We start from the raw sequence: 24,396 nt of genomic DNA, 5'->3' as shown, positions 1-24,396 counted from the left end.
CCAAACTCAGACGATCGCCGCGCCGAACAGCAGTCCAAGTCCGTAGGTGGCAGCAGCTGCTCCCAGCCCGATGGCCAGTTGCCGCAGGCCGCGGCTGAGCGGTGACGTTCCGGAAAGCAAGCCCACGACGGCGCCTGTCGCCAACAGCGCGATGCCCACCAGAACGCCGGCCACCAGGAGCGCCGCCATGCCCGTCATCCCGAACAGGAAGGGCAGGATGGGGACGATGGCACCTGAGGCGAAGAAGCAGAAGCTGGACAGTGCCGCGCCCCACGCCGAACCCACCGATTCGTGTTCATCGGCCACCGGTTTCTCCGGCTGCAGGGAAAGACTCGGGTCGCAGTCGCAGCTGAACAGTCCCATGCGCTCGGCTGCGCGGTGCTCGGCGGCTTCGCGGGTCATGCCGCGTGCCAGGTACACGAGCACCAGCTCATTGTGGTCGATGTCGAGCGACGGAGCCGCGGTCAGGGTGGCCTGGGTGGGGAGGGTGGCGTTGAGCAGTTCGCGTTGCGAGCGGACGGAGACGTATTCGCCGGCGCCCATGGACAATGCGCCTGCCAGGAGCCCTGCTACGCCGCTCATGAGCACCACGGAACTCGGTACACCAGTGGCGGCCATGCCCATGACCAGCGAAAGGTTGCTCACCAAGCCGTCGTTGGCGCCAAAGACTGCTGCGCGGAAGGTGCCCGAGAGCCGGTTGCGTCCACGGGTTGCCAGGCCACGGACTACTTCCTCGTGGATTTGTTCATCGGCCACCATCGCCGGGGTGGCTGCCGGCTCGGTGCCGTAGGGGGAGCGGCCCTCCGCGCGTTGGGCCAGGGCCAGGACGAAGACGGAGCCGAAGTTTCGGGCCAGGAACCCCAGGAACTGGCTGCGGGCAGAGGCGGCCTTGGGCATTCCGGCGTGTTCGCCCAGGAGTTTGAGCCAGTGTGCTTCATGCCGGCCTTCGGCTTCGGCCAGGGCCAGCAGGATCTGCCGTTCCTCGCCGTCGCGCCGTTGGGCGAGCTGGCGGTAGACCGCAGCCTCGGCGCGTTCATCGGCAAGGTATTGCCGCCAACGCCTGATGTCCGAGGCTGTGGGTGTTGCCCGGTCCGCGGCGTCGTGAACGGCTGTTGGTTCGGGGGCGGGGTCCGGAGCGGGGCTCGACGAACTGTGGGATTCCTGGTGCATCTGCACTCTATCTCCTGTGCTGGGTGGGGTAGTTGCGGCCCCATTGCACGCCCCACACTACCGCTTATTTGCGGGGTTTTTTGGCTGGTATTCCTTAGTCGGAATGTTCGGTGCACCGTAATTTCCGGAGCTGCTTGACCCTCGCGGGGGCCGGTGCTCAGATGGAATGACAGGGGCGGGGGGTCTCCCCGCACTTTGTTAGGGGGCTGTCACAGGCCCACGGGACGGAGGTTGCACCATGGACACCACCGAATCACAAGCCAAGCACCCGGAGCGCACCACCATCGAGTCGGACCCGGCCTACGACTACGCCGAAGACCAGGAAGTGGACGAGCCCTGGGTGGAGGAAGTGGACGCCCCCGAGGACGACGAACGGGTGGTGCCGATCGATGAGACCGAGGAATTCCGTGGGGAGGAAGAGGAAATCTAGGTCTCTTCCCGGCCGCCCAAGGCGAACAGCTGCGGCTGGCCATCCCGCTTTCCTGTCGCGGCGACTGTCACCGTCAGAGTCCGGGACACCTCGCACCACGTTGAGGGGCGGACGGCGCGGGCCAGCGCTTTGGCGATCTGCTGCGGATGGGGATGCCGGAAAAGCAGGGTCCTGTTCCCGGCCACTATGGTGACCGTGCCGAGGTAAAGGTCGACGGCGGGGATCACCCTGACGGTCCGGGCTGCGGTTTCGCCGGGGGTGCGGTGGGCTTGGCTGGTATCGCTGTGATACGGCAAGGTGCTGCTCCTGTGGAGAGTGCTCTTGCCCGCTCGGTTGTCTCAGGTCCGGGACGGGCCGCTTCCTCATCCGAACCACCCGTGAACATGGGGTTGGTGCATGGCCAGTCGGAGCTTGGCGCCACATCTCTTGAAGCTGGGACAACAGTACCGCACCCGCCGTTGAGGGGCGCATTGTCCCGGCCTAAACACCCGGGACAAACACCCGGGACAAAACAACGGCGGTGCCGCCCCCGCAAAGGGGCGGCACCGCCGTCGGGTATTGCTGTTGTTACTTGCTGATGCTATTTGCTGATGCTATTTGCTGCTGCCCACGGGGTGGACTTCCGGCGGCAGTTCCTCGGAGATCGCACCGGCAACGCGCTTGTCCCAGGCTTCGCGGACGGCTGCGTCCGTGGGCGGAGTCAGCAGGGACACCACGATGTAGACCACCAGGGATGCCCCTAGGCCCCAGTAGATGGGCTCGTTGGCGTAGACGCCGTCTTCGCTGGGGATGGCACCAACCGCGTACATGATGAGCAGGGCCAGTGTCAGAACCGAGCCGACTGCCATGGACCATGCAGCCGCGATGCCCGTTCCGCGCTTCCAGACCAAACCGCCAAGAATAGCGACCAGGAGACCGCCTACCAGGATGTCGTAGGCGATGGTGAGGGCCACAACCACGTCCTGGGCAGCCATGGAAATCAGGACGGCAACGATGCCCAGACCCAGGACCCAGTAGCGGTTTGCCTTGACGTCGTGCTCGGGATTTTCGGTGTCGTCGGTGTTGATCGTCTTGCCGAACCAGCTGGCCACGAACGGGACTACGTCTGCGCGGGCCACCGTTGCTGCTGCGATCAACGCGCCGGAAGCGGTGGACATCATCGCCGCAACAGCTGCGGCCATGACCAGGCCGCCGATGCCGACGGGCAGGATGTGGGTTGCCACCTCGGCGTAGACAACGTCCTTTCCGAGGTTGGCGACATCGATGTCCGGGAGGGCGACGCGGGCAGCGAGGCCGATCAGTGCGCCGGCGATGCCGTAGAGGATGCAGTAAACGCCTGCGGTAGCGCCGCCCCAGCGGGCAACGGTGGGGGTCTTGGCGGTGAAGACGCGCTGCCAGATGTCCTGGCCGATCAGGAGGCCGAGGGTGTAGACCACGAAGTACGTGATGATTGTCTGGACGCCGATGCCGTCGATCTGGAAGAAGCTGGCATCAAGGCGTTCACGGATGCCGTCCATACCGCCGGCTGCGTTCAAGACGAACGGCAGCATCAGGAAGAAAATACCTACGGTCTTGATCAGGAACTGCACCTGGTCTGCCAAGGTGATGGACCACATGCCGCCGATGGTGGAGTACACCAGCACGATGGCGCCGCCGACGGCGATTGCCAACCAGCGCTCCCAGTCGAAGAGCACCACGAAGATGGTGGCATAGGCGCCGGTGGAGGTGGCGCAGAGCATGAGGGTGTAGGCCAACATCACGATTCCGGATGTCTGGGTGGCTTTGCTGCCGTATCGCAGGCTCAGCATTTGGGAGACCGTGTAGATCTTCAATCGCTGGATGGTGCCGGCGAACAGGAGGCTGAGCAGCAGCACGCCCGAGCCGATCGCGACCACGAGCCACATGCCCGAGATGCCGAACTTGTAGCCCAGGCCAACGCCGCCCACGGTGGATGCGCCACCGAGAACAACCGCGGCCATGGTGCCGGTGTAGAGGAAGGGTCCCAGGCGGCGGCCGGCCACCAGGAAGTCGCTGTTGTTCTTGGTGCGGGACTTGCCCCACCAGCCGAAGGCCAGCATGGCGAGCAGGTACACCACCACGATTGCGATATTAATAGCCGAAGATTCCATGAACGGTCCTTGGAGCTGATGCACGGAGGTTGGGGGTTTCGACGATACTCCTGCGATGCGTCGAAGTCTCTGTGCGGATGATTGGAGATTGGGTTTGGAGCTTGAGGATGTGTTGTGTGCCTCACAGACAACACTTGTTGCCTATGAGGATATGTTGTGATCGGAGTAACAGTCAAGATCCTTTGGACTTGGTTACGCCCGCTGTGGCCCCGTTGGCGTGCGTCCCGGCTACTATTGCTCCAATGACAGGGCCACATGACAGGCCTGAAAGGTTCGTGAATGAAGGCTCTACCCGTTGAACCGAGCAATGTTCCCGTTGCCATCGGTTCCAGAATCCGCGCAGCCCGGCAGGCGCAGCGCCTCACCATCGAGCAGGTCGCGGACGCCACCGGGTTGACCAAAGGCTTCCTGAGCCGTGTGGAGCGCGACCTGACATCGCCGTCGGTGGCTTCTTTGGTCACCCTGTGCCAGGTACTTTCCGTCTCCGTAGGTGACCTGTTCGCCGCGCCGGAGACCCACCTGACAAGGCGCGACGACGGCCCCAGGATCTCGCTGGGCGGCCAGGGCATTGTTGAACGCCTGCTGACGGCACGTTCCGAGCGACGGCTGCAGATACTCCAGGCCACCATCGAACCCCGGGGACGCGGCGAGAACGAGCTTTACGCGGTGGACTGCGATGTGGATGTGCTCCATGTGGTCAAAGGGCGGATCAAGCTCATCCTGACCAATGAGGAGTACGACCTCGAAGAAGGCGACACCCTCTCCTTCCCGGGCCGTGAACCCCACACCTGGATCAACCCGACGGACGAAACGGTGGAAGTGCTGTGGGTGCTGGTACCCGCAGCAAGCCGGTAGCTTCCCTCCCGGCGTTGTGCACTCCCTCCCAGTTACCTCCGGTATTGGAAGCCAAGGACCGGGCTGATCCCCGAAACTCCGGGGCTCGGCTGGGCAAAGCCGTCCACCAACCGGGCAGGATCGTCACGACGCAGCTTGAGAACCGCCTGGATCTCCGCGATCACGCGCTCCGGCTCGAACCAGATGACCTCCGGTGGGTACCTCAGGACCAAATACCCGTTGATGGTGGAGGCGTTGTTTCGTGCCAAGTCGTTGCGTAGGGCCTTTCTATCGGAGTGAAACGCGAAGCCGTCCACTTCAATAATGAGGAACTCTTCCAGAAGGAGGTCGACGCGCCCGATGCCAGGTATTGCCACTTGGGCGTCGAATGCAATGCCGTGGGTGCGGAGCAGATGCTGTGCATCGACCTCCACAATGGACTCCGCACGCAGGTCGAGATCCTTGAGCGCGTTGAGGACGGGCCGCGACCTGTCTCCCTGCAACTGTTCCTTCAGCAGTTCCAACGGCACACCGTGCAGTCGAACCGCCGAGACGGCCATTGCCGTTGAAGCGGGCGGCGCCAGGCAAGCCATGGCATGTAGGACCACATCTTCCACCGCGGCGATTGGGAGGCTGGGATGAGGTTCGAATCTCATGGTCCTGTGCCTGATGAACCCGGTGCCGTGACCGTGATCGCATGCCAGATGGTGCAGATCAGGTGCTTTGCGTATCCACAATCCGTAGTGTTGGGCTGCGCTGGCGCAGGAGACGTAGGAGTTGTAGCGGAGGGCGGTTGCCAACTCGGGTCTGTGATCCGCAAGCATGAAGATGCCCCGCCGGGGTTGTTTCGCACCCTTGCTTGGAAGGCGCGCGATGTCCCTGCGCGAATAGCCTGCGGCCAGGAGTTGTCTGGTCCGAGTCACGCCGCCTACTTTTTCGAGGTACTGGAAGGCGTCCATCGGACCAGTCCACAGGCTTCCAAGGTTCCACGAAATGACACACTTGCCGTATGTGGGCAACTCCAGCCGACGCTCCATCCCGGTTTGAGCTCCTGGTGGCGGCGCTCCTCCCCGGTTGCCGCCGCCCTTCGTCCCACGGGCCGCGCGGAGCGCCCGAAATCCGGGGATGGGCGGAGCCTGCGGGGGACGAACTGGGGAGGAGCGCAGCCTGCGAGGGGACTAACCGGGAAGGAGCGTGCGAGGCGGCTAGCCCACGTGGACCCAGGGCCGGCGGGTGATGTCCGGCTCCGCTTCCCTCAACACTTCGCGGGTGACAGGCGCGATCTCCCCTTCGCCAAAGAAGAGGAACTTGCTGAGATTGGAGATCGGGTTGCCCTCAGTCCACCGGAAGTAGATGTGCGGCATGAAGCCTGTGACGTCGCGGATATGGAGGAGTACTGCCGCCAGCGTGTTCGGCACATTGTTGCTGTGCACTTCCAGGATCTTGAACCCATGCCGTTCTTTGCCCACCACCTGGAGTTCCTGCTCAAAGTCTGAGCTGTCGTCCACGATGATCTCGATGAAGACGGCATCGCAGTCCAAGGGAAGGTGGTTGGCCTGCTGGGCGTGCTGGAGTTTCTCGCGGTAGCGGCTGGCGCTGAGGTGCTTGGGCTCGTGGGCGATGATCCGGACCGGGCCATGGGTGTTGTTGGCCGTGAACTCCAGGGCCTTTTGGTCCATCCTGATGTGGGTGGCGCGCAGCTCGAACGCCCGCCGCATGCGGGAGACGAAGCTGACCACCAGGATGCCAAGAATGAACAGGGCGGCAATCTTCAGGCCGTCGGGGCGCTCGATGGAGTTGACCACGGTGGTGTAGACGAAGACCAGGGAAATGAGGCCGAAGCCGATGACCTGTCCTTTTTGCTTCTTTCGACGCGCGGACAGCGTGACGGCGATGGACGCGGAAGTAATCAGGACCAGTACGCCGGTGGCATAGGCGCCACCCTGGGCGTTGACGTCAGCCTGGAAGATGATGGTGACGATGAAAGCGATGACAGTGAAGACGAGGACCAGGGGGCGGAGCGCCCGCGCCCAGGTCGGTGCCATGCCGTAGCGCGGCAAGTACCTGGGTACGAGGTTCAACAATCCAGCCATCGCGGAGGCGCCGGCGAACCACAGAATGGCGATGGTGCTGATGTCGTACACGGTTCCAAAACCATCGCCAAGGAACCTGTGGGCAAGGTAGGCCAGTGCGCGTCCGTCAGCCTTGCCCCCGGGCTGGAATTCAGCGGCCGGAATCAACATGACCGTGGTGAAGCTGGAGGTGATGAGAAATGAGCTCATGATGATCGCGGCGGTGGCCAGGAGCTTATGGGCACCCTTGATGCGGCCGTCCGGATTGGCGTCAGTGTCCGTGGCGTGGCCTTTGATCTGGGGCATGACGGCGACGCCTGTTTCAAAACCCGACAGGCCCAGCGCCAGGCGGGGGAACACCAGCAACGCCAAGGCGATCATCATGATCGGATCGCCGTGGGAAGTGGTCAACGCGGTCCACCAGTCCGTGATGACGCGGGTCTCGGTGAAGACGTGGCCGATGGATACGGCGATGACCACAAGGTTGAGCATGAGGAAGGCGCCCACCAGGACGACGGCCACGTTGATGGCCTCCTTGAATCCGCGGAGGAAGACGATGCCGAGGCCCGCGATGAGCGCAAGGGTGATGACGACGTTCTGTCCTTCGAGGAATTCCGGTGCGAACGGGTTCTCGATGAGGTGGGCCGTAGCGTCGGCTGCCGACAACGTAATGGTGATCATGAAGTCCGTGGCCGCGAAGCCGAGGAGTGCCAGGACGAAGAGTTTGCCGCCCCAACGGGGGAGGAGCCGTTCCAGCATCGAGATGGAGCCTTCTCCGCGTGGGCTTTCCTTTGCCACGCGCCGGTAGACGGGCAGCGCCCCGGCCAGGGTTGCTGTGACCAGGAGCAACGTCGCCAGGGGAGAGAGCAGGCCCGCTGCGAGCGCGGCGATGGCGGGTTGGTACCCGAGTGTAGAGAAGTAATCCAGGCCCGTGAGGCACATGACCTTCCACCAGGCCTGCGGCTTGTGGGACTCCGAGGGCTGGCCGTGGGGTCCTTGCCGCTTGCCTGAAGTGTCCGGCATTCCCTCAAGCAGCCAGGGTTTGAGCTTGAAGGAATTCTTGGGCCGGTTGGCCGGGTCGGCCGGAGGCCTCGACAGGGTGGTCACGGTGTCCTTTCGCGCAGCACGATACTGCTTCCGCATGGAGCGTATGGCCCGGTTCGACGCCGGGACACCGGTTTTTATGGAATCTTTACGCCTGCTGTGAGCGGCGTCTCACCCTTTTCCAATGTTGTAAACAGGTGATGCATATTAGACAACTTTGAGTGTATGATGGGTGTCACAGTCCGCAGATTCAATCCCACCTATTCACTCAAGGAGTGGCGTACTTTGGAAGAGCTCCGCATCGAGGCCAACGGCAACCTGGGCCCCATCGATTCATCCCGTATCCCGCGCTATGCCGGTGCCGCCACCTACGCCCGCCTGCCCCGTCTGGACCAGGTCTCCAAGGCCGACGTCACGGTAGTTGGCGTTCCCTTCGACTCCGGTGTTTCGTACCGCCCCGGCGCCCGGTTCGGCGCCAACCACGTCCGCGAGGCCAGCCGGCTGCTGCGTCCGTACAACCCCGCCTGGGACGTCAGCCCGTTCGAGAACATCCAGGTTGCCGACGCTGGCGACATGGCTGTAAACCCGTTCAACATCAACGAAGCCATCGAGACCATCCAGCAGAATGCCCTGGACCTGACGGCCAATGGCAGCAAGCTGGTCACCCTCGGAGGGGACCACACCATCGCCCTTCCGCTGCTTCGCGCAGCAGCAGAGCGCGCAGGCGAACCCATCGCCATGCTGCACTTCGATGCGCACCTGGATACCTGGGACACCTACTTCGGCGCTGAATACACGCACGGCACGCCATTCCGCCGCGCAGTGGAGGAAGGCATCCTGGACACCGAAGCCATCAGCCACGTGGGTACCCGCGGTCCGCTCTACGGCAAGAAGGACCTCGACGACGACCACCGCTTCGGCTTCGGAATCGTCACCTCCGCGGACGTCTACTACCAGGGCGTCCTGGAGACGGTGGCAAAGATCCGCGACCGCATCGGCAACCGCCCCCTGTACATCTCGGTGGACATCGACGTCCTGGATCCGGCCCACGCCCCCGGCACCGGCACCCCGGAAGCCGGTGGCATCAGCAGCCGGGAGCTCCTGGAGATCATCCGCGGCTTCCGCGGCATGAACCTCGTGGGCGCGGACATCGTGGAGGTCGCCCCGGCTTACGACCACGCAGAAATCACCGGTGTCGCAGGCAGCCACGTGGCGTATGAACTCGTGACCCTCATGGCAGACAACGCTGTGGAAGGTGACCGCCATGGTGCCCCGAACGGCTACGCCCAGCAGGCCCTCGGCGCCCGCATCGAAGAAATCGCGCTCGCATCGGGAGAGCAGCGATGATCGATTTCGATCCCGGCACAGCAGCCCCCACCAAGGGGACCAACCAGCGCAACGGTGGGGACCTCGTCGTCGAGACCCTTGAGGCGCTGGGCGCCAAGACGGTTTTCGGTATCCCGGGCCAGCACGCGCTGGGCCTCTTTGACGCCATGGGCCGCGGCAACCTGCATTTCGTGTCATCCCGTGTGGAGAACAACTCGGCGTTCGCCGCTGACGGTTACTCCCGGGCGACCGGCGAGGTGGGTGTGTTGTTCCTGTCCACCGGTCCGGGTGCGCTGACATCCCTCGCAGGTCTCCAGGAGGCGTACGCTACGGGTGTTCCCATGGTGGTTGTGGCCAGCCAGATTCCGCTGGACGGCCTGGGTGCTCGTCGCAAGGGGATGCTCCACCAGCTCGATGACCAGAAGGCCTCGGCTGCGAACGTCACCAAGAGCCAGCGACTGATCCAGCACGCTTCGGGCATCCCGTCGGCCATCCAGGACGCGTGGACCGAAGCGATTTCCTCCCCGCAGGGCCCGGTCTGGATCGAAATCCCGCAGAACGTCCTGCTGGATCCGATCATGGTGCCCCCGGTAGAAGACGCGCTTGCTGAAGCATTCGACAACCCGCCGCGCGTTGAGCTGGTTCGTGAGGCCGTGAAGTGGCTTTCGACGGCGGAACGTCCGGCGATCATCGCCGGCGGCGGTACGCGTCGTGGCCGGGCTGAAAAGTCGTTGCTCTCGATTGCCGAGCAGCTGCGCGCCCCGGTCATTTGCACCCCCGGTGGCAACGGTGCGTTCCCGTGGACCCACGAACTGTCCCTGCAGTCCTGGATCGAGGACCGGTACATGACCGATGTCCTCGAAGACGCCGATGTCCTGATCGTCATCGGCTCATCCTTGGGTGAAGTGACGTCGAACTACTTCACGTTCAAACCGCGCGGCCGGATCATCCAGATCGACGCCGAACCCCGCGTCCTGGAATCCAACAGGCCAGGCCTGGGCATTCGTGCCGACGCAGGCCAGGCCCTCGCGGCACTGGATGAAGCCCTCGCCGCAGCAGGGGCGGCGGACGCAACAAAACGGTCATGGCACGGCACCAGCCCGGAAGACGTGGTCAAGGAATCCCTGGCCAAGGTCAAGGCGCGCCTGGAATCACAGGACCTGGCCAAGGAACTGAAGTTCATGGCCGACATCCGCGAGGCTGTTCCGGCCGACATGCAGACGTTCTGGGACATGACCATCTCTGCCTACTGGGGCTGGAGCTGCTGGGACGCCCGTCAGGGCCAGTTCCACTCCGCCCAGGGCGCCGGTGGCCTCGGTTACGGTTTCCCGGCAGCCATCGGCGGAGCCGTCGGGTTGGAGACCACGGGCAAACCGAGTCGCGTGCTGGCTGTCTCCGGTGACGGTTCCTCCATGTACTCCATCTCCGAACTCGCTACCGCCAAACAGCACAACGTCCCGGTCACCTGGCTGATCGTGGACGACGGCGGCTACGGGATCCTGCGCGAATACATGGTGGGTGCCTTCGGCCAGGCCACGGCCACCGAGCTCGCCCGCCCGGACTTCGTCAAGCTTGCCGAGTCCTTCGGTGTCCCGGCCCGCAGGGTCGCCCCCGAGGAAGTGGGGGACGCACTCAAGGCGTCCTTCGAAGCGGACGGACCCAACGTCGTCGTGGTTGAAACGCTGCTGAAGATGTTCGGACCGACGCACCTGGACGACTGAGACGCAGGACGACTAAACAGCCCAAAAGCCAGCCCCCGCACGGAACACCGTGCGGGGGCTGGCTGCGTTGCGAGGCCCGCTCTGCGCCCCAAATCTGGTGAGGTGGACGCAGAGCGGGCCCCGCAACGACCACTTGAATCCTCTTCTTTTAGTTTCCCAAAGCAATCAATCTGCGTTATAGTTGCTTTAGGCAAACAAAAAGGGGTGTTTTACATGTCTGTCGGTTCTGCCACAGCAACCGATCTTGTGCATCAGATCTTTGACCTGCAGCGGACTCTGCGCTGCGTGGTGACCGCGCACATGGCCCGCGTTCCCGACGTCGGAATGGCGGTCCAGGGGGTCATGAGGTTCATTGGCGAGGGGGAGACCCGTGCCACGCACCTGGCCGCGCGCCTTGGCGTCAGCGCGCCGGTGCTGAGCCGCCACGTCGCGGAGCTGGAGGAACTCGGCTTCGTCACCAGGCGGCCGGACCCGGCCGACGGCAGGGCGCAACTCCTGGCCCTGACCGAACGGGGTACGGCCAAGCTGCACGAATTCGAAGAGCAACGCAGCGTGAGACTGCGGGATTACCTGGCGGATTGGAGCGAGGCGGACGCCCTCGAGGCCTCCCAGGTCATCAACAAACTCACCGAATCCCTCAAGGATTCAATCCGGGCAACGGCGGCCGGCTCCACCACAACAGACCAGACAGCTTAGGAGCCCACGCATGGCTACAGCAGCACCACAACACCCGCAGGCGGTGGACGCCGCAGCCAAGGCTGCCGCGCCCATGACCCACCGTCAGATCATGGAAGCCCTCACCGGCCTCCTCGCGGCCTTCTTCACGGCGATCCTCAGCAGCACGATTGTCGCCAACGCACTTCCCACCATCATGTCCGAGCTCAAGGGCACCCAGACCGACTTCGCCTGGGTCATCACGGCCGCACTGCTGGCGAACGCGGCCACCACGCCCATCTGGGGCAAGCTCGCGGACCTCTTCGACAAGAAGCTCCTGGTCCAGCTGAGCATCATCATCTTCGTGGCCGGCTCGGTCATGGCGGGCCTGTCCGAAACCATCCCACTGCTGCTGACCGCACGCGTTATCCAAGGCATCGCCATGGGTGGCCTCACGGCCCTGGCGCAGGCGATCATCGGATCCATGATCCCGCCCCGTGACCGCGGAAAGTACTCCGGTTACATGGGTGCTGTCATGGCCGTGGGAACTGCCGGAGGACCGCTGCTGGGTGGCTTCATCGTGGACAGCCCGCTCGGCTGGCGCTGGACGTTCTTCGTTTGCGTTCCCCTCGCCGTCGTTGCGCTGATCCTGCTCCAGATCACCCTGAAGATCCAGCACATCAAGCGCCCCGCCAAGATCGACTGGCTCGGTTCCATTCTGCTGACCTCCGGTGTGAGCCTGCTCCTGATCTGGGTCTCCTTTGCCGGTAACCCGGAGTACTACGACTGGGTTTCCTGGCAGTCGGCACTCATGGTCGGCGGCGGCGTAGCACTCCTGGCCCTCCTGGTCTTCGTGGAGACCAAGGTTGCCCAGCCGATCATTCCGCTCAAGATCATCTCCGAGCGCACCACCGCGTTGGCGATCGTTGCTTCCGTTGCAGTGGGTATCGCCATGTTCGGTTCCTCCACCTTCCTGGGGCAGTACTTCCAGGTGGCCCGTGGAGCCACGCCCACCGAGGCTGGCCTGCTGACGCTTCCCATGATCGCCGGCAACCTCATCGGTTCGGTGGCATCGGGCATCCTGATCAGCCGCTTCGGGAAGTGGAAGAGGTTCCTCATTGCAGGCTCGGTTCTCCTTATCGGTGGGCTTGCGTTCGCAGGAACCATGGACCACACCACCGAACTCTGGATCGTGGCTATTTACACAGGCGTGTTCGGCCTGGGCCTGGGCATGCTGATGCAGAACCTGGTGCTGGCCGTGCAGAACACCGTTCAGGCCAAGGACATTGGAACCGCAAGTGCTTCGGTAGCGTTCTTCCGCTCGGTGGGTGGCGCGATCGGCGTCTCCGTCCTCGGAGCCATCATGTCCAACCACGTGAAGGACCTGGCTGTTGAAGGCATGGCTGCCGCCGGTATCCCCGTCCAGGGCGGCGGCTCCGGAGCCAGCATGGACCTGGCGGATATGCCGGCTCCCATCGCAGACATCATGCGGGCTGCCTATGGTGACGCCACTGCCCAGATCTTCCTGATCTCTGCCATCATCAGCGTCGTGGCCCTCCTGGCTGTGCTGTTCATCAAGGAACGTCCGCTGCGCCGTACGGTCGACGCCGCTCCGGAAAAGGAGCTCGTGGCCACGGCTTCGGGAGAGGCCGGAATGTCGCTGGACACTGCGTCCATGGATGCAGTGAAGGCGGACGACGCAGTGAAGATCGACGACGCCGCGAAAATCGACGACGCAGTGAAGACCGACGACGCCGCGAGCCCCCTGGGTGCACGCCGTCCCCTTCCAGGGGCCGGGCGTGAGGTACGGCCGGGGGATTCCGGCTCCGACCTTGACCTCGAGTTCGCCCGCATCCTTACCCAGGAACGGCCCAATGCCGCGGCCGACGTCAAGGAAGTGCAGGAGCAACTGTCCCGCACGCAGTATGTCCTTGCCGAACAGCAGCTGCAACTCAGCCGTGCCAACGTGGAATTGCAGGCCCGCTTGCGTGACCAGCAGACCATCGCCGAACAGCAGTCCCGCACCGCTGAGGAACTTGCCGCGATCCGCAAGGAACTCAAGCGCGAACGCAGGCAGCAGGAACGCATGGCATTGCTGCTCCTCCAAGGCGTTGAAGCCCGGCAGGAACACGGCAAGCACGCAGGCTGAACGGCAAGAACCCTGCCCTGGTCCGAGGCACCCGGCGTTCAACGCCGGGGAGTCTCGAACCGGGCGTGAACAAGGGCCAAGGCTGAAGGCGCCGGCTGGGGATTCCCGCCGGCGCTTTGCTGTGTCCAGGCAGTTTTGTGCCACAGCGGGAGCAGTCGCGACACGACAAATACTCCGCAGGGATGATCTTTTCCGGAAGTTGTTTCGCCCGGGCAACGGATTTCGTAGAGTGGGGAGGCTAATACTGTCAGCCTCTGCTGCAAAACTTCTTTACATCACATTAACGCACTCTTTCTAAGGACCCGTGGGCATGCTTGTCACCCTTATACGGCGCTACTCAAAGCCGTATTTGCCGCAGATTGTGGCTGTGCTGATTTTCCAGCTGGCGTCCACCATCGCCACGCTCTACCTTCCCAGCCTGAACGCCAAAATCATCGATGAGGGAGTTTCCCGCGGCGACACCGATTTCATCTGGCAAACCGGTGCGCTCATGCTCGCAGTCGCCCTTGGGCAGGTGCTTTCCGCCATCATTGCCGTGTACTTCGGCGCCCGCGTGGCCATGGCCATCGGCCGTGACCTGCGCCGCAGCGTGTTCCGCCAGGTCAGCAGCTTTTCCGCCCAGGACGTCAACCGCTTTGGCGCCCCCACCCTGATCACCCGTGGCACCAACGATGTCCAGCAAGTCCAGATGCTCGTGCTGATGGGCCTGAACTTCATGGTTTCAACGCCCATCATGTGCGTTGGCGGCATCATCATGGCCCTCCGCGAGGACCTCAGCCTTTCCTGGCTTGTCTGGGTTTCAGTCCCGGTCCTGGTGGCCGTGGTTGGCTATCTCGTTGTCCGGCTCATGCCGCTCTTCCGTTCCATGCAGACCAAGATCGATGCCATCAACGGCGTACTGCGCGAGCAGATCATCGGCATCCGGGTGGTCCGGGCGTTCGTTCGTGAACCCCACGAGGCCAAGCGTTTCGGCGATGCCAACCAGGACCTCACCGCCGTCTCCGTGAAGATCGGCAACCTCTTCGTCCTGATGTTCCCGGCGATCGGCATGATCCTGCACCTGTCCACTGCGGCGGTGCTCTGGTTCGGTGGCCAACGCGTTGATTCCGGCGACATGCAGGTGGGTGCCCTGACGGCCTTCCTGCAGTACCTGCTGCAGATTCTGATGGCCGTCATGATGGGAACCTTCATGGCCATGATGATTCCGCGCGCTTCCGTCTGTGCAGACCGCATTGGCGAGGTCCTCGACGTCGAGCCGTCCATCCACAACCCCTCTTCGCCCGTGGTGCCGGCAGAAAAAAGGGGTCGCGTCGAGTTCCGCGACGTCACATTCAAGTACCCGGGTGCTGAGGCGCCTGTCCTGAGCAACATCTCCTTCACGGCGGAGCCCGGCAAGACCCTGGCCATCATTGGTTCCACCGGTGCGGGCAAGACCACCCTGGTCTCCCTGCTGCCGCGGCTTTACGACGTCGCCTCCGGTGAGGTCCTGCTCGACGGCGTTCCTGTCACCGAGATGGACGCCTCTGAGATCACCAGCCGTGTGTCGGCGGTACCCCAGAAGCCATACCTGTTCTCCGGAACCATCGAGCACAACCTGCGCTTCGGCAAGCCGGATGCCACGGATGAGGAACTGTGGGAGGCCCTGGAGACGGCGCAGGCCAAGGGCTTCGTGGAGGAGAAGTCCTCCGGGCTTAACCGCAGGATCGCACAGGGAGGCACCAACGTCTCTGGTGGACAGCGCCAGCGGCTTTCCATCGCCAGGGCCCTGGTGACCAAACCGAACGTGTACTTGTTTGACGATTCCTTCTCGGCACTGGATGTGGCTACCGATGCCAGGCTCCGGAAGGCCCTGAAAGGAAAGACCAAGGACGCCACGGTGATCATCGTGGCCCAGCGTGTCTCCACCATTGCGGACGCTGACGAAATCCTTGTCCTGGACAACGGCCGCATTGTTGACCGGGGAACGCATGACGAACTGCTGGAGACGTCACCGACGTACCAGGAAATCGTCGAATCCCAGCTGAGTGTGGAGGAAGTGGCATGAGCGAGCAGAACCAGCAGAAGAAGCGTGGCTGGGCTGCCAAGGCCGAAGCCGCGAAGGATGCCAAGGCAGCCGCCGCGGCAGAGGTAGCAACGGAAGCACTGGACGACGACGACTTCGTAGAGGAGGAGTACGTCCCGTCCGAGGCCGATGGCGGCATGTTCGGGGATGTGCCTGCAAAGAAGGCCAAGGAGTTCTGGCCTTCAGCCAAGCGGCTCATGGGCCTGCTGAAGCCCGAGCGCATTGGCGTGTTCATCGTGATCGGCCTCGTGATTGTTTCCGTGGTCCTCAACGTGATCGCGCCCAAGGTTCTGGGCAGCGCCATGGACGTCATCTTCGGTGGAGTCATGGGCAAGCAGATCCCGCCCGGGGTATCGCAGGAACAGTTCGTTGAGCTCATGCGGCAGCAAGGCCAAGGAAACTTTGCCGACATGGTCTCCAAGATGGAACTCACCAACGGGATCAACTTCTCCAAGCTGACGTTCCTGATTTCGATAGTGCTGCTCATGTACTTCGTGGCCAACATCTTCCTGTGGGCACAGGGCTGGTTGCTCAACCGGATCGTCATGCGGGTCATCAAGAAACTGCGCAACGATGTCCAGGCCAAGCTCAACCGGCTTCCGCTGAACTACTTCGACACCCGCCAACGCGGCGACATCCTATCCCGTGTGACCAACGACGTCGACAACGTCCAGCAAGGTCTCCAGCAGGCGTTCTCCCAATTGGTCAGCTCCGTCCTTACGGTCCTGGGCATCACAGTGATGATGTTCATCGTGTCCTGGGAGCTGGCGCTTATCGCGTTGATCGCACTGCCGCTTTCCGGTGTTGTCGCCGGAGTCATCGGTGCCCGCAGCCAGAAGCTCTTCGCAGCGCAGTGGAAGAACACAGGCGCTTTGAACGGCCAGATCGAGGAATCGTTCTCCGGCCATGACCTGGTGAAGGTGTTCGGTCGCGATGCCGACATGCTGACGCGCTTTGACGAGAAGAACGAGGAACTCTACAAGGCATCCTTCGGCGCCCAGTTCGTCTCGGGCGTGATCTTCCCGGCCATGAACTTCGTGTCCTACCTGTCCTATGTCGGGATCGCTGTGGTGGGTGGCCTGCGGGTTGCTTCGGGGTCCATGAGCCTTGGCGATGCCACTGCCTTCATCCAGTACTCACGCGAGTTCACCCAGCCGCTGGGCCAGATCGCCGGCATGGCCAACATGCTGCAGTCCGGTGTCGCTTCGGCTGAGCGGGTCTTCGAATTCCTGGACGCTGATGAAGAGGTTGAAGAGAACGGTACGCGCCACCTTCCGGCGAAGACCGACGGTCACGTGGAGTTCGAGCACGTCTCGTTCAGCTACGTGGAGGACAAGCCACTTATTGAGGATCTGTCCTTCAGCGCCGAGCCGGGCCACACCGTGGCAATTGTTGGACCCACAGGCGCCGGCAAGACCACCCTGGTGAATCTGGTGATGCGTTTCTACGAGCTCAATTCCGGCCGGATCACCCTGGATGGCGTGGATATCAAGGACCTCACCCGTTCCGAGCTCCGGTCCAAGGTGGGCATGGTGCTGCAGGATGCCTGGCTCTTCGGCGGGACCATCTACGACAACATCAAATACGGCAAGCTCGATGCCACCGAAGAGCAGATCATGGAAGCGGCGAAGGCCACGTACGTGGACCGCTTCGTCCGTGCCCTGCCGGATGGCTACCAGACGATCATCGATGAAGAAGGCAATAACGTCAGCGCCGGTGAAAAGCAGCTCATCACCATCGCCCGCGCATTCGTGTCCGATCCTTCCCTGCTGATCCTGGACGAAGCCACCAGTTCGGTGGACACCCGTACGGAACTGCTGCTGCAGAAGGCCATGGCAGCACTCCGCACGGACCGGACCAGCTTCGTTATCGCCCACCGGCTGTCCACCATCCGCGACGCCGATACCATCCTCGTGATGGAGAACGGCCAGATCGTGGAGCAGGGCAACCACACCCAGCTTCTTGCCCTCGAAGGCGCCTACTACCGCCTGTACATGTCCCAGTTCGCCGGCGAGGAAGAGACTGCTGTGGATGATTCGACGGCGGTGCACAGCTGAGTACGCAGCAACCAAAGGAGTCCGTGGAACCCCGGCGCATTGAGGTCCTGGTGCCCATGCGCTGGGGTGACATGGACGCTTATGGACATATCAACAATGTCCAGATTGTGCGCATTCTCGAGGAAGCCCGCATCGCGGCCTTCGGGCCACCCAGCGGTGCGGGGCTTCCCGGCGTCGAGCCCCCGGCAGCCCTCTTCAACGATGTTGAGGAGGGCACCATGACCCTGGTGGTGGAGCATAAGGTCCGCTACGTCCGGACCCTGGACTACCGCAACATCCCGGCCGTCGTAGAGATCTGGGTGGGCGCCATCAAAGGGGCCAGCTTCGATCTCCACTACGTCATCAAGGATCCCGTCACCCTGGAAGACTGCGTCAAGGCAACCACGCACTTGGCCTTCGTCGCGGAGGCAACCGGGAGGGTCCTGAGGCTCACGCCTGCGCAAAAGGAAAAGCTGCAACGCTATAAGGCGTAGCCCGGACATCCCGCATTGACCGGACTTCCCGCATTGCCCGGACTTCCCGCATTGCCCGGACATCCACTATTGCCCGTAGAGTTTCACCATGAAACTCGAAATCGCTGTGGTCAGCGCCGCCGGAGCAGGTGTGGCCGCCGCTGAGGGCGCCCATCGCATTGAGCTTTGCAGCAGCCTGGAGCTGGGAGGCATCACGCCCAGCCAGGGGCTGCTGGAAGCCAGCATGGAGCACGTCGATGGCCGTTTGGAAGTCCATCCGCTGATCCGTTCCCGGCCGGGTGACTTCCTGTATTCGGCGTCGGATGTCGACACCATGGTGCATGAAATCAGGCATCTGCTGCTCCAGGGCGCACACGGGGTTGTCATCGGGGCACTCGAACCCAACGGGACAGTGGACGTGCACACAATCCGGCGCTTGGTGGAATCGGCGAGGGAGACCAAGCCGGAGGCGCAACTGACCTTCCACCGGGCCATCGACCAGTCGAAGGATCCCTTGGCTGCCCTGGACCAGCTCATGGAACTGGGTTTCACCAGGGTCCTCACCTCCGGGCACGCAGCAACGGCGGGGGCAGGCCTGGACACGCTCGCCACCATGGTGGAACGCGCCGGAGGTGCCATGGAGATCATGGCCGGCGGGGGACTGGCCCTGACAGACATTCCGGCGATGCACGCAGCAGGGTTGAACGCAGTCCATTTGTCGGCCAAGAAAACCGTCTCCACGCTCAGCCAGGGAACCATTTCCCTGGGTACCCAGGACGGCAGCGACCCTACCGCCTACACAGTCACCGACCGCGAAACGGTCCGGGCTGCCAAAGCGAAAATCAATGCCCTGAATCTGGCTAGGCTGAATTAGCTCCGCCGTCCAGCCCGTGGCTGGGCAAATTCCAGTGAGTACGCATCGCAATGACCCTTTACGATTCCGCGGAACGCCCGGATGATGTAAGGATTCACCAACTCGGTGAAGAAGCCCCGGAAGCTACTTTCAGGAGTCCCAGCGATGCCGCTGCCCTCGCCGGTTTCACCGGTCGTCAATTCCCGTCCTCCAAACAGTCGAAGCAACAACGCCCCCGCAGGTCATCCGGAGGTGGCATGTGGCATCGGAACGTGGGACAAACTGCTGTACGGAAACCACCGCTTCGTGGTGGAAGCGGCCGCCGCGGCTGTTGAATCTGCCCCGGCAGTTGAATCAACCGGGGCTTTTGAATCAACCGGAGCCGTTGGATCTGCCGCCACATTCGAGCCCGCCCTCACGTCCCAGCCTGCCCTCACAGCCCAGCCATACAGGATTGTCTTGCCATGGCGGCGCCAGGATCCGGACCCCGCAGCGGTGGACATCATCATTGTTTCCGGGAAAACGGGCGCCAGGGTTCGCAACGTTGTTGTCGAAGAATGCACCAGGGAAGCCGGAATCCTCCTGTTTGAAGCGATCGATGGCCCTGGCATCTACTTCGTTTACTACCTGCCCTACGCGATGCTGGGCAAACCCCACTATCCCCAAGCCGGGTACCTCCCGCGTCGCCCAACGGCAGAGCCGGGGTGGGCTGCCGCCGTCGGGCCTTCGGCCTGGCGAGGGGCAGCGCAGCCCGGGCTGCCCAGTGCGAAAGTCCTCCGCTACGAGGCCGCCAGTGAGCGCGACTCCTTCGCGCCTATGAATTTCACGGCCCGGGCGGACGAACTGGAACAATTCAAGGCGCGTTACCACGGCGGGGCGTTCCTGGTGTTTCCCGAGGACCGGCTGAATCCTGTCTCCATGCGCACTGACCTTCCGGCGCACTGGGTGACCAACGGGCCGTCGGACTCCTTTCGGGCCAGTGCTGTTGCGGGCGAGGACTACGTGGTGCAGTTGGGGCTCTATGCGCTGAAGGATCTGGCGGGCGTCGCCGTCGACGTCGTGTCATCAGCCGGCGGTCATTGCATCAATTCCGACGGCGTGGACCGGCTGGGCAGGCCGTGGCACAGGGAGCTGGACGTACCAGCGGGCACGGTGCGGGCACTGTTCGTTGTCCTTCCCATTCCCCGTGACGCTGCCGGAAGCACGCACTCCGCCACCCTCACCGTCCGTGCGGCGGGCGAAGTTGCGCAGGAGATCGAGGTCACGCTGGAAGTGGGGATGGAAACGGAACCGGACATCCTGGCGGGCGGTTTCGGTGACGCACGATTCCTGCGGCGCCTGGCGTGGCTGGATTCGTCTGTGGCCCAGGACGCGGAGCTCGTGGCTCCTTTCACGCCCGTCACCCTGGACGAACCGGCAAGAACCTTGGGGATTCTGGGCCGGACCCTGGGGTTGTCGGCATCGGGGCTGCCTGCGCAGGTGACGTCCAGCTTCACCGGCGCAGTGACGTCAGCGGATGGTCCCGCCGTCGAGCTTTTGGACGTTCCCATGGGTCTGGACATTGAGGGGATCAGCTGGGATTTTTCGCCGCTTACGTTCACCTCGGAAGGGCCGGCGCGGATCTCTTGGTGCTGCAGCTGGACAGGCCGACAGGACGGCGTTGCGGCGGTGACGCTGGAGTTGAACGGCGTCCTCGACGCCGACGGGACGGTTGAGTACTCGCTGCGGCTCGCGCCCGGGAAGACCCTGGACGTGAACGACGTCGGGCTGCAGCTGTGGTTCGACGAGGACGCCGTGCCGCTGTCCATGGGTTTGGGCGTTCCCGGTGGTCGGCGGCCTGAGACCCTGGACTGGACGTGGGACGTGGCAGCCCGGAACCAGGATGCACTGTGGCTGGGAAGGGTGAACGCCGGACTGCAGTTGTCGTTGCGGGATGAGAGTTACCAGCGGCCCCTGAACACCAATTTCTACCGGCAAAAGCCGTTGCTGGAACCGGCATCGTGGGCGAACCGCCAGGAGGACGGTGTGCGGGGCGGCGTCAAGCTCCGGACTGCCAACGGCAAGGTGTCCGTCCGCGCGTTCAGCGGACCCCGGACGCTGACGCAGAATGAGCCGCTTCATTTCGATTTCCGGCTTCTGCTCACACCCTTCAAAGCTATCCAAGCTGGCAAGCACCTGGGCAAGCGCTACTTCCACGCTCCCGGAAACCCGTCGGAGATCAGGGCCGCGGGGGCCACTGTGGTCAACATCCACCACGCGACGGCGCCGGCGCCGTACATCAACGACCCTCTCCTGACCGAGGACACGCTGAGGCGGTACGTGGCGCAGTGCCATGGGGAGGGTCTCAAAGCCAAGATCTACAACACCGTCCGGGAGCTCACTTTCCACAGCCCGGAGCTGCTGCCGTTGCTGCAGCTGGACCATGAGATCTTCAGCGATGGTCCTGGCGCCGGCCATATCTGGTTGCAGGAGCATGCCGGTTGTGGGTACGTCTCCGCGTGGTTTGCCCCGGACGTGGAGGACATTGCAGTGGTGACTACGGGCGGGTCACGGTGGGAGAACTTCTACGTGCGCAGCCTGCAGGAGCTGGCCGCGGGGGATGACGGAATTGACGGTATCTACCTCGATGACCTCGCCTTTGACCGGCACGCCATGGTGCGCGTCCGCAAGGTCCTGGAAAGGGCGTGCAAGGCCAGGGGAGTGGACGGTCCCGAGATTGACCTCCACTCCGCAAACCAGTTCACGGCCCACGACGGCTATGCCTCATCGGCGAACCTGTACATGGAGCAATTGCCGTATGTGGACAGGTTATGGCTGGGGGAATACTTCGACTACGACGGCACCGACCCCGATTACTGGCTTGTGGAGCTATCCGGCATTCCATTCGGGCTCATGGGCGAGATGCTTGAAGGCGGCGGCAACCCGTGGCGCGGAATGGTGTTCGGCATGACGGGCCGGGCACCCGCGGTGGATAACCGTCCGCTGTGGGAGTTCTGGGCGGAGAACAACCTGGAACGGGCACGGATGCACGGGTTCTGGGACCCCCACGCGCCAGTGAGGACCAGCCACCCGGATGTCCTGGCCACCACGTGGTTGACGAACAGCGGGATGGTTGTGGCGCTGGCCTCCTGGGCCGGGGAAACTGAGGATGTGACGTTGATTTTCGACGACGAGGCCCTCACTGCCGTAACCCCCACGGCCCCTGCCACGAGCATGAACGCCCCAGCGATCCGCGGCTTCCAGTCCGCCATGAGCTACGTGCCCGGCAACGCCATCACCCTCGAGCCGCAACGCGGCCTCCTTCTCACGATCGGATACTGACGTGCCAGACACAGCAACTTCCAGCCTCACAGTCACCACCGTCTCCCTGACCATGGCCGAGCTCGGCCCGCTCAACCCGTTACCGGTGGTTGCTGCCGAACTGGACCAGCCCTACACGGTGGGCGAGGGCGTACCGGAGGAGCTTCAGGCATCGGCCCGCTATGGCGTGGTGCCCAACATCCACCCCTATCTCATGCAGGACGGCTACAGCCGGCAGGCGGCACCCAGGGAGTTTCCCGCCGTCGTGCTTGAAAACAGCAAACTCAAGGTGACGGTCATCCCGTCCCTGGGCGGCCGCATCTGGGAGCTGTTCGACAAAGCCACGGGCAAGCAACTCCTCCACACCCACGACGCCCCGCAATTGGCGAACATTGCCCTGCGCAAGGCCTGGTTCGCGGGCGGCCTGGAATGGAACATCGGCACCCGCGGCCATTCGCCCACCAGCTGCGATCCGCTGCACACCGCGATCGTCCACACAGCCGACGGCAAGCACATCCTGCGGATGTGGGAGTACGAGCGGCTCCGGGAAGTGGTGTTCCAAGTAGACATCTGGCTGCCCGCGGACTCGCCCGTGGTGCTGGCAGCGGTGCGGATCCGGAACCCGAACAACCACGACGTCCCCATGTACTGGTGGAGCAACGCCGCCATCCCCGAGACTGACCGCACCCGCGTCATTGCACCCGCCCACGAGGCCTACGGCAGCGACTACACCACGGACATCACCCGCGTCAGGCCACCCACCCACGAAGGCCATGACGGCACGTGGCCGGTCAACAGCCCGCACGCGGCGGACTTCTTCTTCGACATCGACCCCTCCGAGCGGCGCTGGGTTGTGGCTGCGGACGACGACGGCGACGGGCTGGCGATGCTGTCAACGGGCCTCCTGCGGGGGAAGAAGCTCTTCGTATGGGGCCAGGGACAGGGCGGCAAACGCTGGCAGGAATGGCTGAGCCCCGGAGCCGGCCCGTACGCGGAGATCCAGGCCGGCCTGGCACAAACGCAATTCGAACACCTGGTCATGCCGGCCGGTGCGGAATGGGCCTGGGTGGAGGCATACGGCAACGGACACCTGAACACGGTGACCGCCCACGGCACTGACTGGGATGCCGCGGTAGCCCACGCCGGTGAGCGTTTGGAAGAGCTGCTGCCACATGAATCGTTGGAGGCAATGCTGCCCGGGGCCATCACGAACGCCGACGTCCCGCCGTCGAAAATGCTCCTGCACGGCAGCGGCTGGGGCGTGGTGGAGAGGGCCCGGCGGCTGAAGGCCGGCATGCCCTGGATCGATGAAAGCGGCACCCCGTTCGTGGACGAGAGCGTTTCCGAAGAACAGGAACCGTGGCTTGGGCTGCTCAAGGGAGAAACGTTCGACGGCGCGGCCAGTTTCGTCGCCGGGGCGGATTGGGAACAGATGCTTGCAGCGCAGAACAACCCCGAGGCTACCTTCCACCTGGCCACCATGCGGCACGCACGGCAGGACCTCGGGGGAGCGAAAGAAGCATATTTGAAGGTTCTGGGGACAAAGGGCGTCCGGAGGCGCACCAAGGCCCTCGCGCATCGTGGCCTGGGCTTGGCTCTTCTGGCGGCGGGGGAGGACGAAGAAGGTCTCGCCGAACTGCGGACCGGGGTTGAAACCGACTCGACCGCAACGGCTCTCATTGTGGAAGCCGTGACGTTGAGCATCCGGCACGGTGACCCCACCATGGCGCTGGATCTGGTGGAGTCGGCACCCACCCAGGGAGCCGCCGTCGGACGTTTGGGGTTCCTCAAGGCGCTGGCGCTCGCCAGGGGCGGGCACGGAGCCCAGGCCGCCGCGATCCTGCGCGAGGGCGTCGAGATTCCGGACTTGCGGGAGGGCGAGGACGCAATTGCCGCGTTGTGGCAGGAAGTCTGCCCGGATGAGCCGGTGCCGGCGGCGTACCAGTTCGGCATGCATTAGTCCGTTCGAAGGACAAAAGCCGCGGGGATAGTGGGTTCCGAAGGGAATGCGCTATCCCCGATGAGCGTGGTGTGGGCGCCCGGGCGTCATGAGGAACCACATATTGACGAGTGATTCACATCACGGTATTTTTACGTAAACCTCTTCTATGTTCACGTAAACATGAACGGATTGGATTTAGAC

The 24,396-nt window shown here is 63.5% G+C and carries 17 protein-coding genes and 1 riboswitch; of the genes, 12 read left to right on the top strand and 5 right to left on the bottom strand.

What is annotated here, in order from left to right:
- Window positions 1–6: 6 nt before the first annotated feature.
- Window positions 7–1,170, bottom strand: a complete 1,164-nt coding sequence (locus IEY62_RS07565; RefSeq protein WP_189015756.1) for a VIT1/CCC1 transporter family protein — start codon at window positions 1,168–1,170, stop codon at window positions 7–9.
- A gap of 238 nt (window positions 1,171–1,408) precedes the next feature.
- Here IEY62_RS07565 and IEY62_RS07560 point away from each other — a divergent pair, with 238 nt between their 5' ends.
- Window positions 1,409–1,600 carry a hypothetical protein gene (locus tag IEY62_RS07560; protein WP_189015501.1) on the top strand — a complete coding sequence of 64 codons (192 nt, stop codon included), beginning with the start codon at window positions 1,409–1,411 and terminating at the stop codon, window positions 1,598–1,600.
- On the opposite strand, the gene IEY62_RS07555 is transcribed toward IEY62_RS07560, so the two are convergent.
- Together IEY62_RS07555 and IEY62_RS07550 are read right to left on the bottom strand one after the other, a co-directional pair.
- The gene (locus IEY62_RS07555) at window positions 1,597–1,896 is read right to left on the bottom strand and encodes a hypothetical protein (RefSeq protein ID WP_189015499.1); all 300 of its coding nucleotides are present in this window, start codon (window positions 1,894–1,896) and stop codon (window positions 1,597–1,599) included. The genes IEY62_RS07560 and IEY62_RS07555 overlap by 4 nt on opposite strands.
- A gap of 16 nt (window positions 1,897–1,912) precedes the next feature.
- Window positions 1,913–2,032, bottom strand: a riboswitch (SAM riboswitch).
- Between the two features lie 161 nt (window positions 2,033–2,193).
- The gene (locus tag IEY62_RS07550; RefSeq protein ID WP_189015497.1) at window positions 2,194–3,729 is read right to left on the bottom strand and encodes a sodium:solute symporter; all 1,536 of its coding nucleotides are present in this window, start codon (window positions 3,727–3,729) and stop codon (window positions 2,194–2,196) included.
- 279 nt (window positions 3,730–4,008) lie between these two features.
- On the opposite strand from IEY62_RS07550, the gene IEY62_RS07545 reads away from it, so the two are divergent.
- Window positions 4,009–4,584 carry a helix-turn-helix domain-containing protein gene (locus IEY62_RS07545; RefSeq protein ID WP_018777077.1) on the top strand — a complete coding sequence of 192 codons (576 nt, stop codon included), beginning with the start codon at window positions 4,009–4,011 and terminating at the stop codon, window positions 4,582–4,584.
- A gap of 32 nt (window positions 4,585–4,616) precedes the next feature.
- Here the strand turns inward: IEY62_RS07545 and IEY62_RS07540 are convergent, their stop codons facing one another.
- On the bottom strand, window positions 4,617–5,486 hold the full coding sequence (locus tag IEY62_RS07540) for a DUF559 domain-containing protein (RefSeq protein WP_229785127.1): 870 nt from the start codon (window positions 5,484–5,486) through the stop codon (window positions 4,617–4,619).
- 282 nt (window positions 5,487–5,768) lie between these two features.
- The gene (locus IEY62_RS07535; RefSeq protein ID WP_189015493.1) at window positions 5,769–7,742 is read right to left on the bottom strand and encodes an APC family permease; all 1,974 of its coding nucleotides are present in this window, start codon (window positions 7,740–7,742) and stop codon (window positions 5,769–5,771) included.
- A 222-nt stretch (window positions 7,743–7,964) separates the two neighbouring features.
- Between IEY62_RS07535 and speB the strand changes: the two genes are divergently transcribed.
- The 10 genes from speB to IEY62_RS07485 all read left to right on the top strand — a co-directional run bounded on the left by speB (window position 7,965) and on the right by IEY62_RS07485 (window position 24,213).
- Window positions 7,965–9,026 carry an agmatinase gene (gene speB, locus IEY62_RS07530; RefSeq protein WP_189015754.1) on the top strand — a complete coding sequence of 354 codons (1,062 nt, stop codon included), beginning with the start codon at window positions 7,965–7,967 and terminating at the stop codon, window positions 9,024–9,026.
- Window positions 9,023–10,726, top strand: a complete 1,704-nt coding sequence (locus IEY62_RS07525) for a thiamine pyrophosphate-binding protein (RefSeq protein ID WP_189015491.1) — start codon at window positions 9,023–9,025, stop codon at window positions 10,724–10,726. Before speB ends, IEY62_RS07525 begins: the two co-directional genes overlap by 4 nt.
- A gap of 213 nt (window positions 10,727–10,939) precedes the next feature.
- Entirely contained in the window at window positions 10,940–11,422 is a 483-nt protein-coding gene (locus tag IEY62_RS07520; protein ID WP_189015488.1) for a MarR family winged helix-turn-helix transcriptional regulator, read from the top strand.
- A 10-nt stretch (window positions 11,423–11,432) separates the two neighbouring features.
- On the top strand, window positions 11,433–13,529 hold the full coding sequence (locus IEY62_RS07515) for an MFS transporter (protein ID WP_189015486.1): 2,097 nt from the start codon (window positions 11,433–11,435) through the stop codon (window positions 13,527–13,529).
- A gap of 310 nt (window positions 13,530–13,839) precedes the next feature.
- The gene (locus tag IEY62_RS07510; RefSeq protein ID WP_189015484.1) at window positions 13,840–15,573 is read left to right on the top strand and encodes an ABC transporter ATP-binding protein; all 1,734 of its coding nucleotides are present in this window, start codon (window positions 13,840–13,842) and stop codon (window positions 15,571–15,573) included.
- Entirely contained in the window at window positions 15,570–17,648 is a 2,079-nt protein-coding gene (locus tag IEY62_RS07505; protein WP_308424482.1) for an ABC transporter ATP-binding protein, read from the top strand. The genes IEY62_RS07510 and IEY62_RS07505 overlap by 4 nt, the downstream gene beginning before the upstream one ends.
- Before the next feature lie 56 nt (window positions 17,649–17,704).
- Window positions 17,705–18,121, top strand: a complete 417-nt coding sequence (locus IEY62_RS07500; RefSeq protein ID WP_189015748.1) for an acyl-CoA thioesterase — start codon at window positions 17,705–17,707, stop codon at window positions 18,119–18,121.
- A gap of 88 nt (window positions 18,122–18,209) precedes the next feature.
- Entirely contained in the window at window positions 18,210–18,974 is a 765-nt protein-coding gene (locus IEY62_RS07495) for a copper homeostasis protein CutC (protein WP_189015482.1), read from the top strand.
- Between the two features lie 231 nt (window positions 18,975–19,205).
- Window positions 19,206–22,274, top strand: a complete 3,069-nt coding sequence (locus IEY62_RS07490) for a glycoside hydrolase domain-containing protein (protein WP_229785126.1) — start codon at window positions 19,206–19,208, stop codon at window positions 22,272–22,274.
- Window position 22,275: 1 nt separating this feature from the next.
- Window positions 22,276–24,213 carry a DUF5107 domain-containing protein gene (locus IEY62_RS07485; protein WP_229785125.1) on the top strand — a complete coding sequence of 646 codons (1,938 nt, stop codon included), beginning with the start codon at window positions 22,276–22,278 and terminating at the stop codon, window positions 24,211–24,213.
- The last annotated feature ends 183 nt before the right edge of the window (window positions 24,214–24,396 follow it).

Source organism: Paenarthrobacter histidinolovorans (genome assembly GCF_014647595.1).
Lineage (GTDB): Bacteria > Actinomycetota > Actinomycetes > Actinomycetales > Micrococcaceae > Arthrobacter > Arthrobacter histidinolovorans.
Note: the sequence above shows the minus strand (reverse complement) of the source record. Positions and strands in the feature narration are given on the sequence as shown.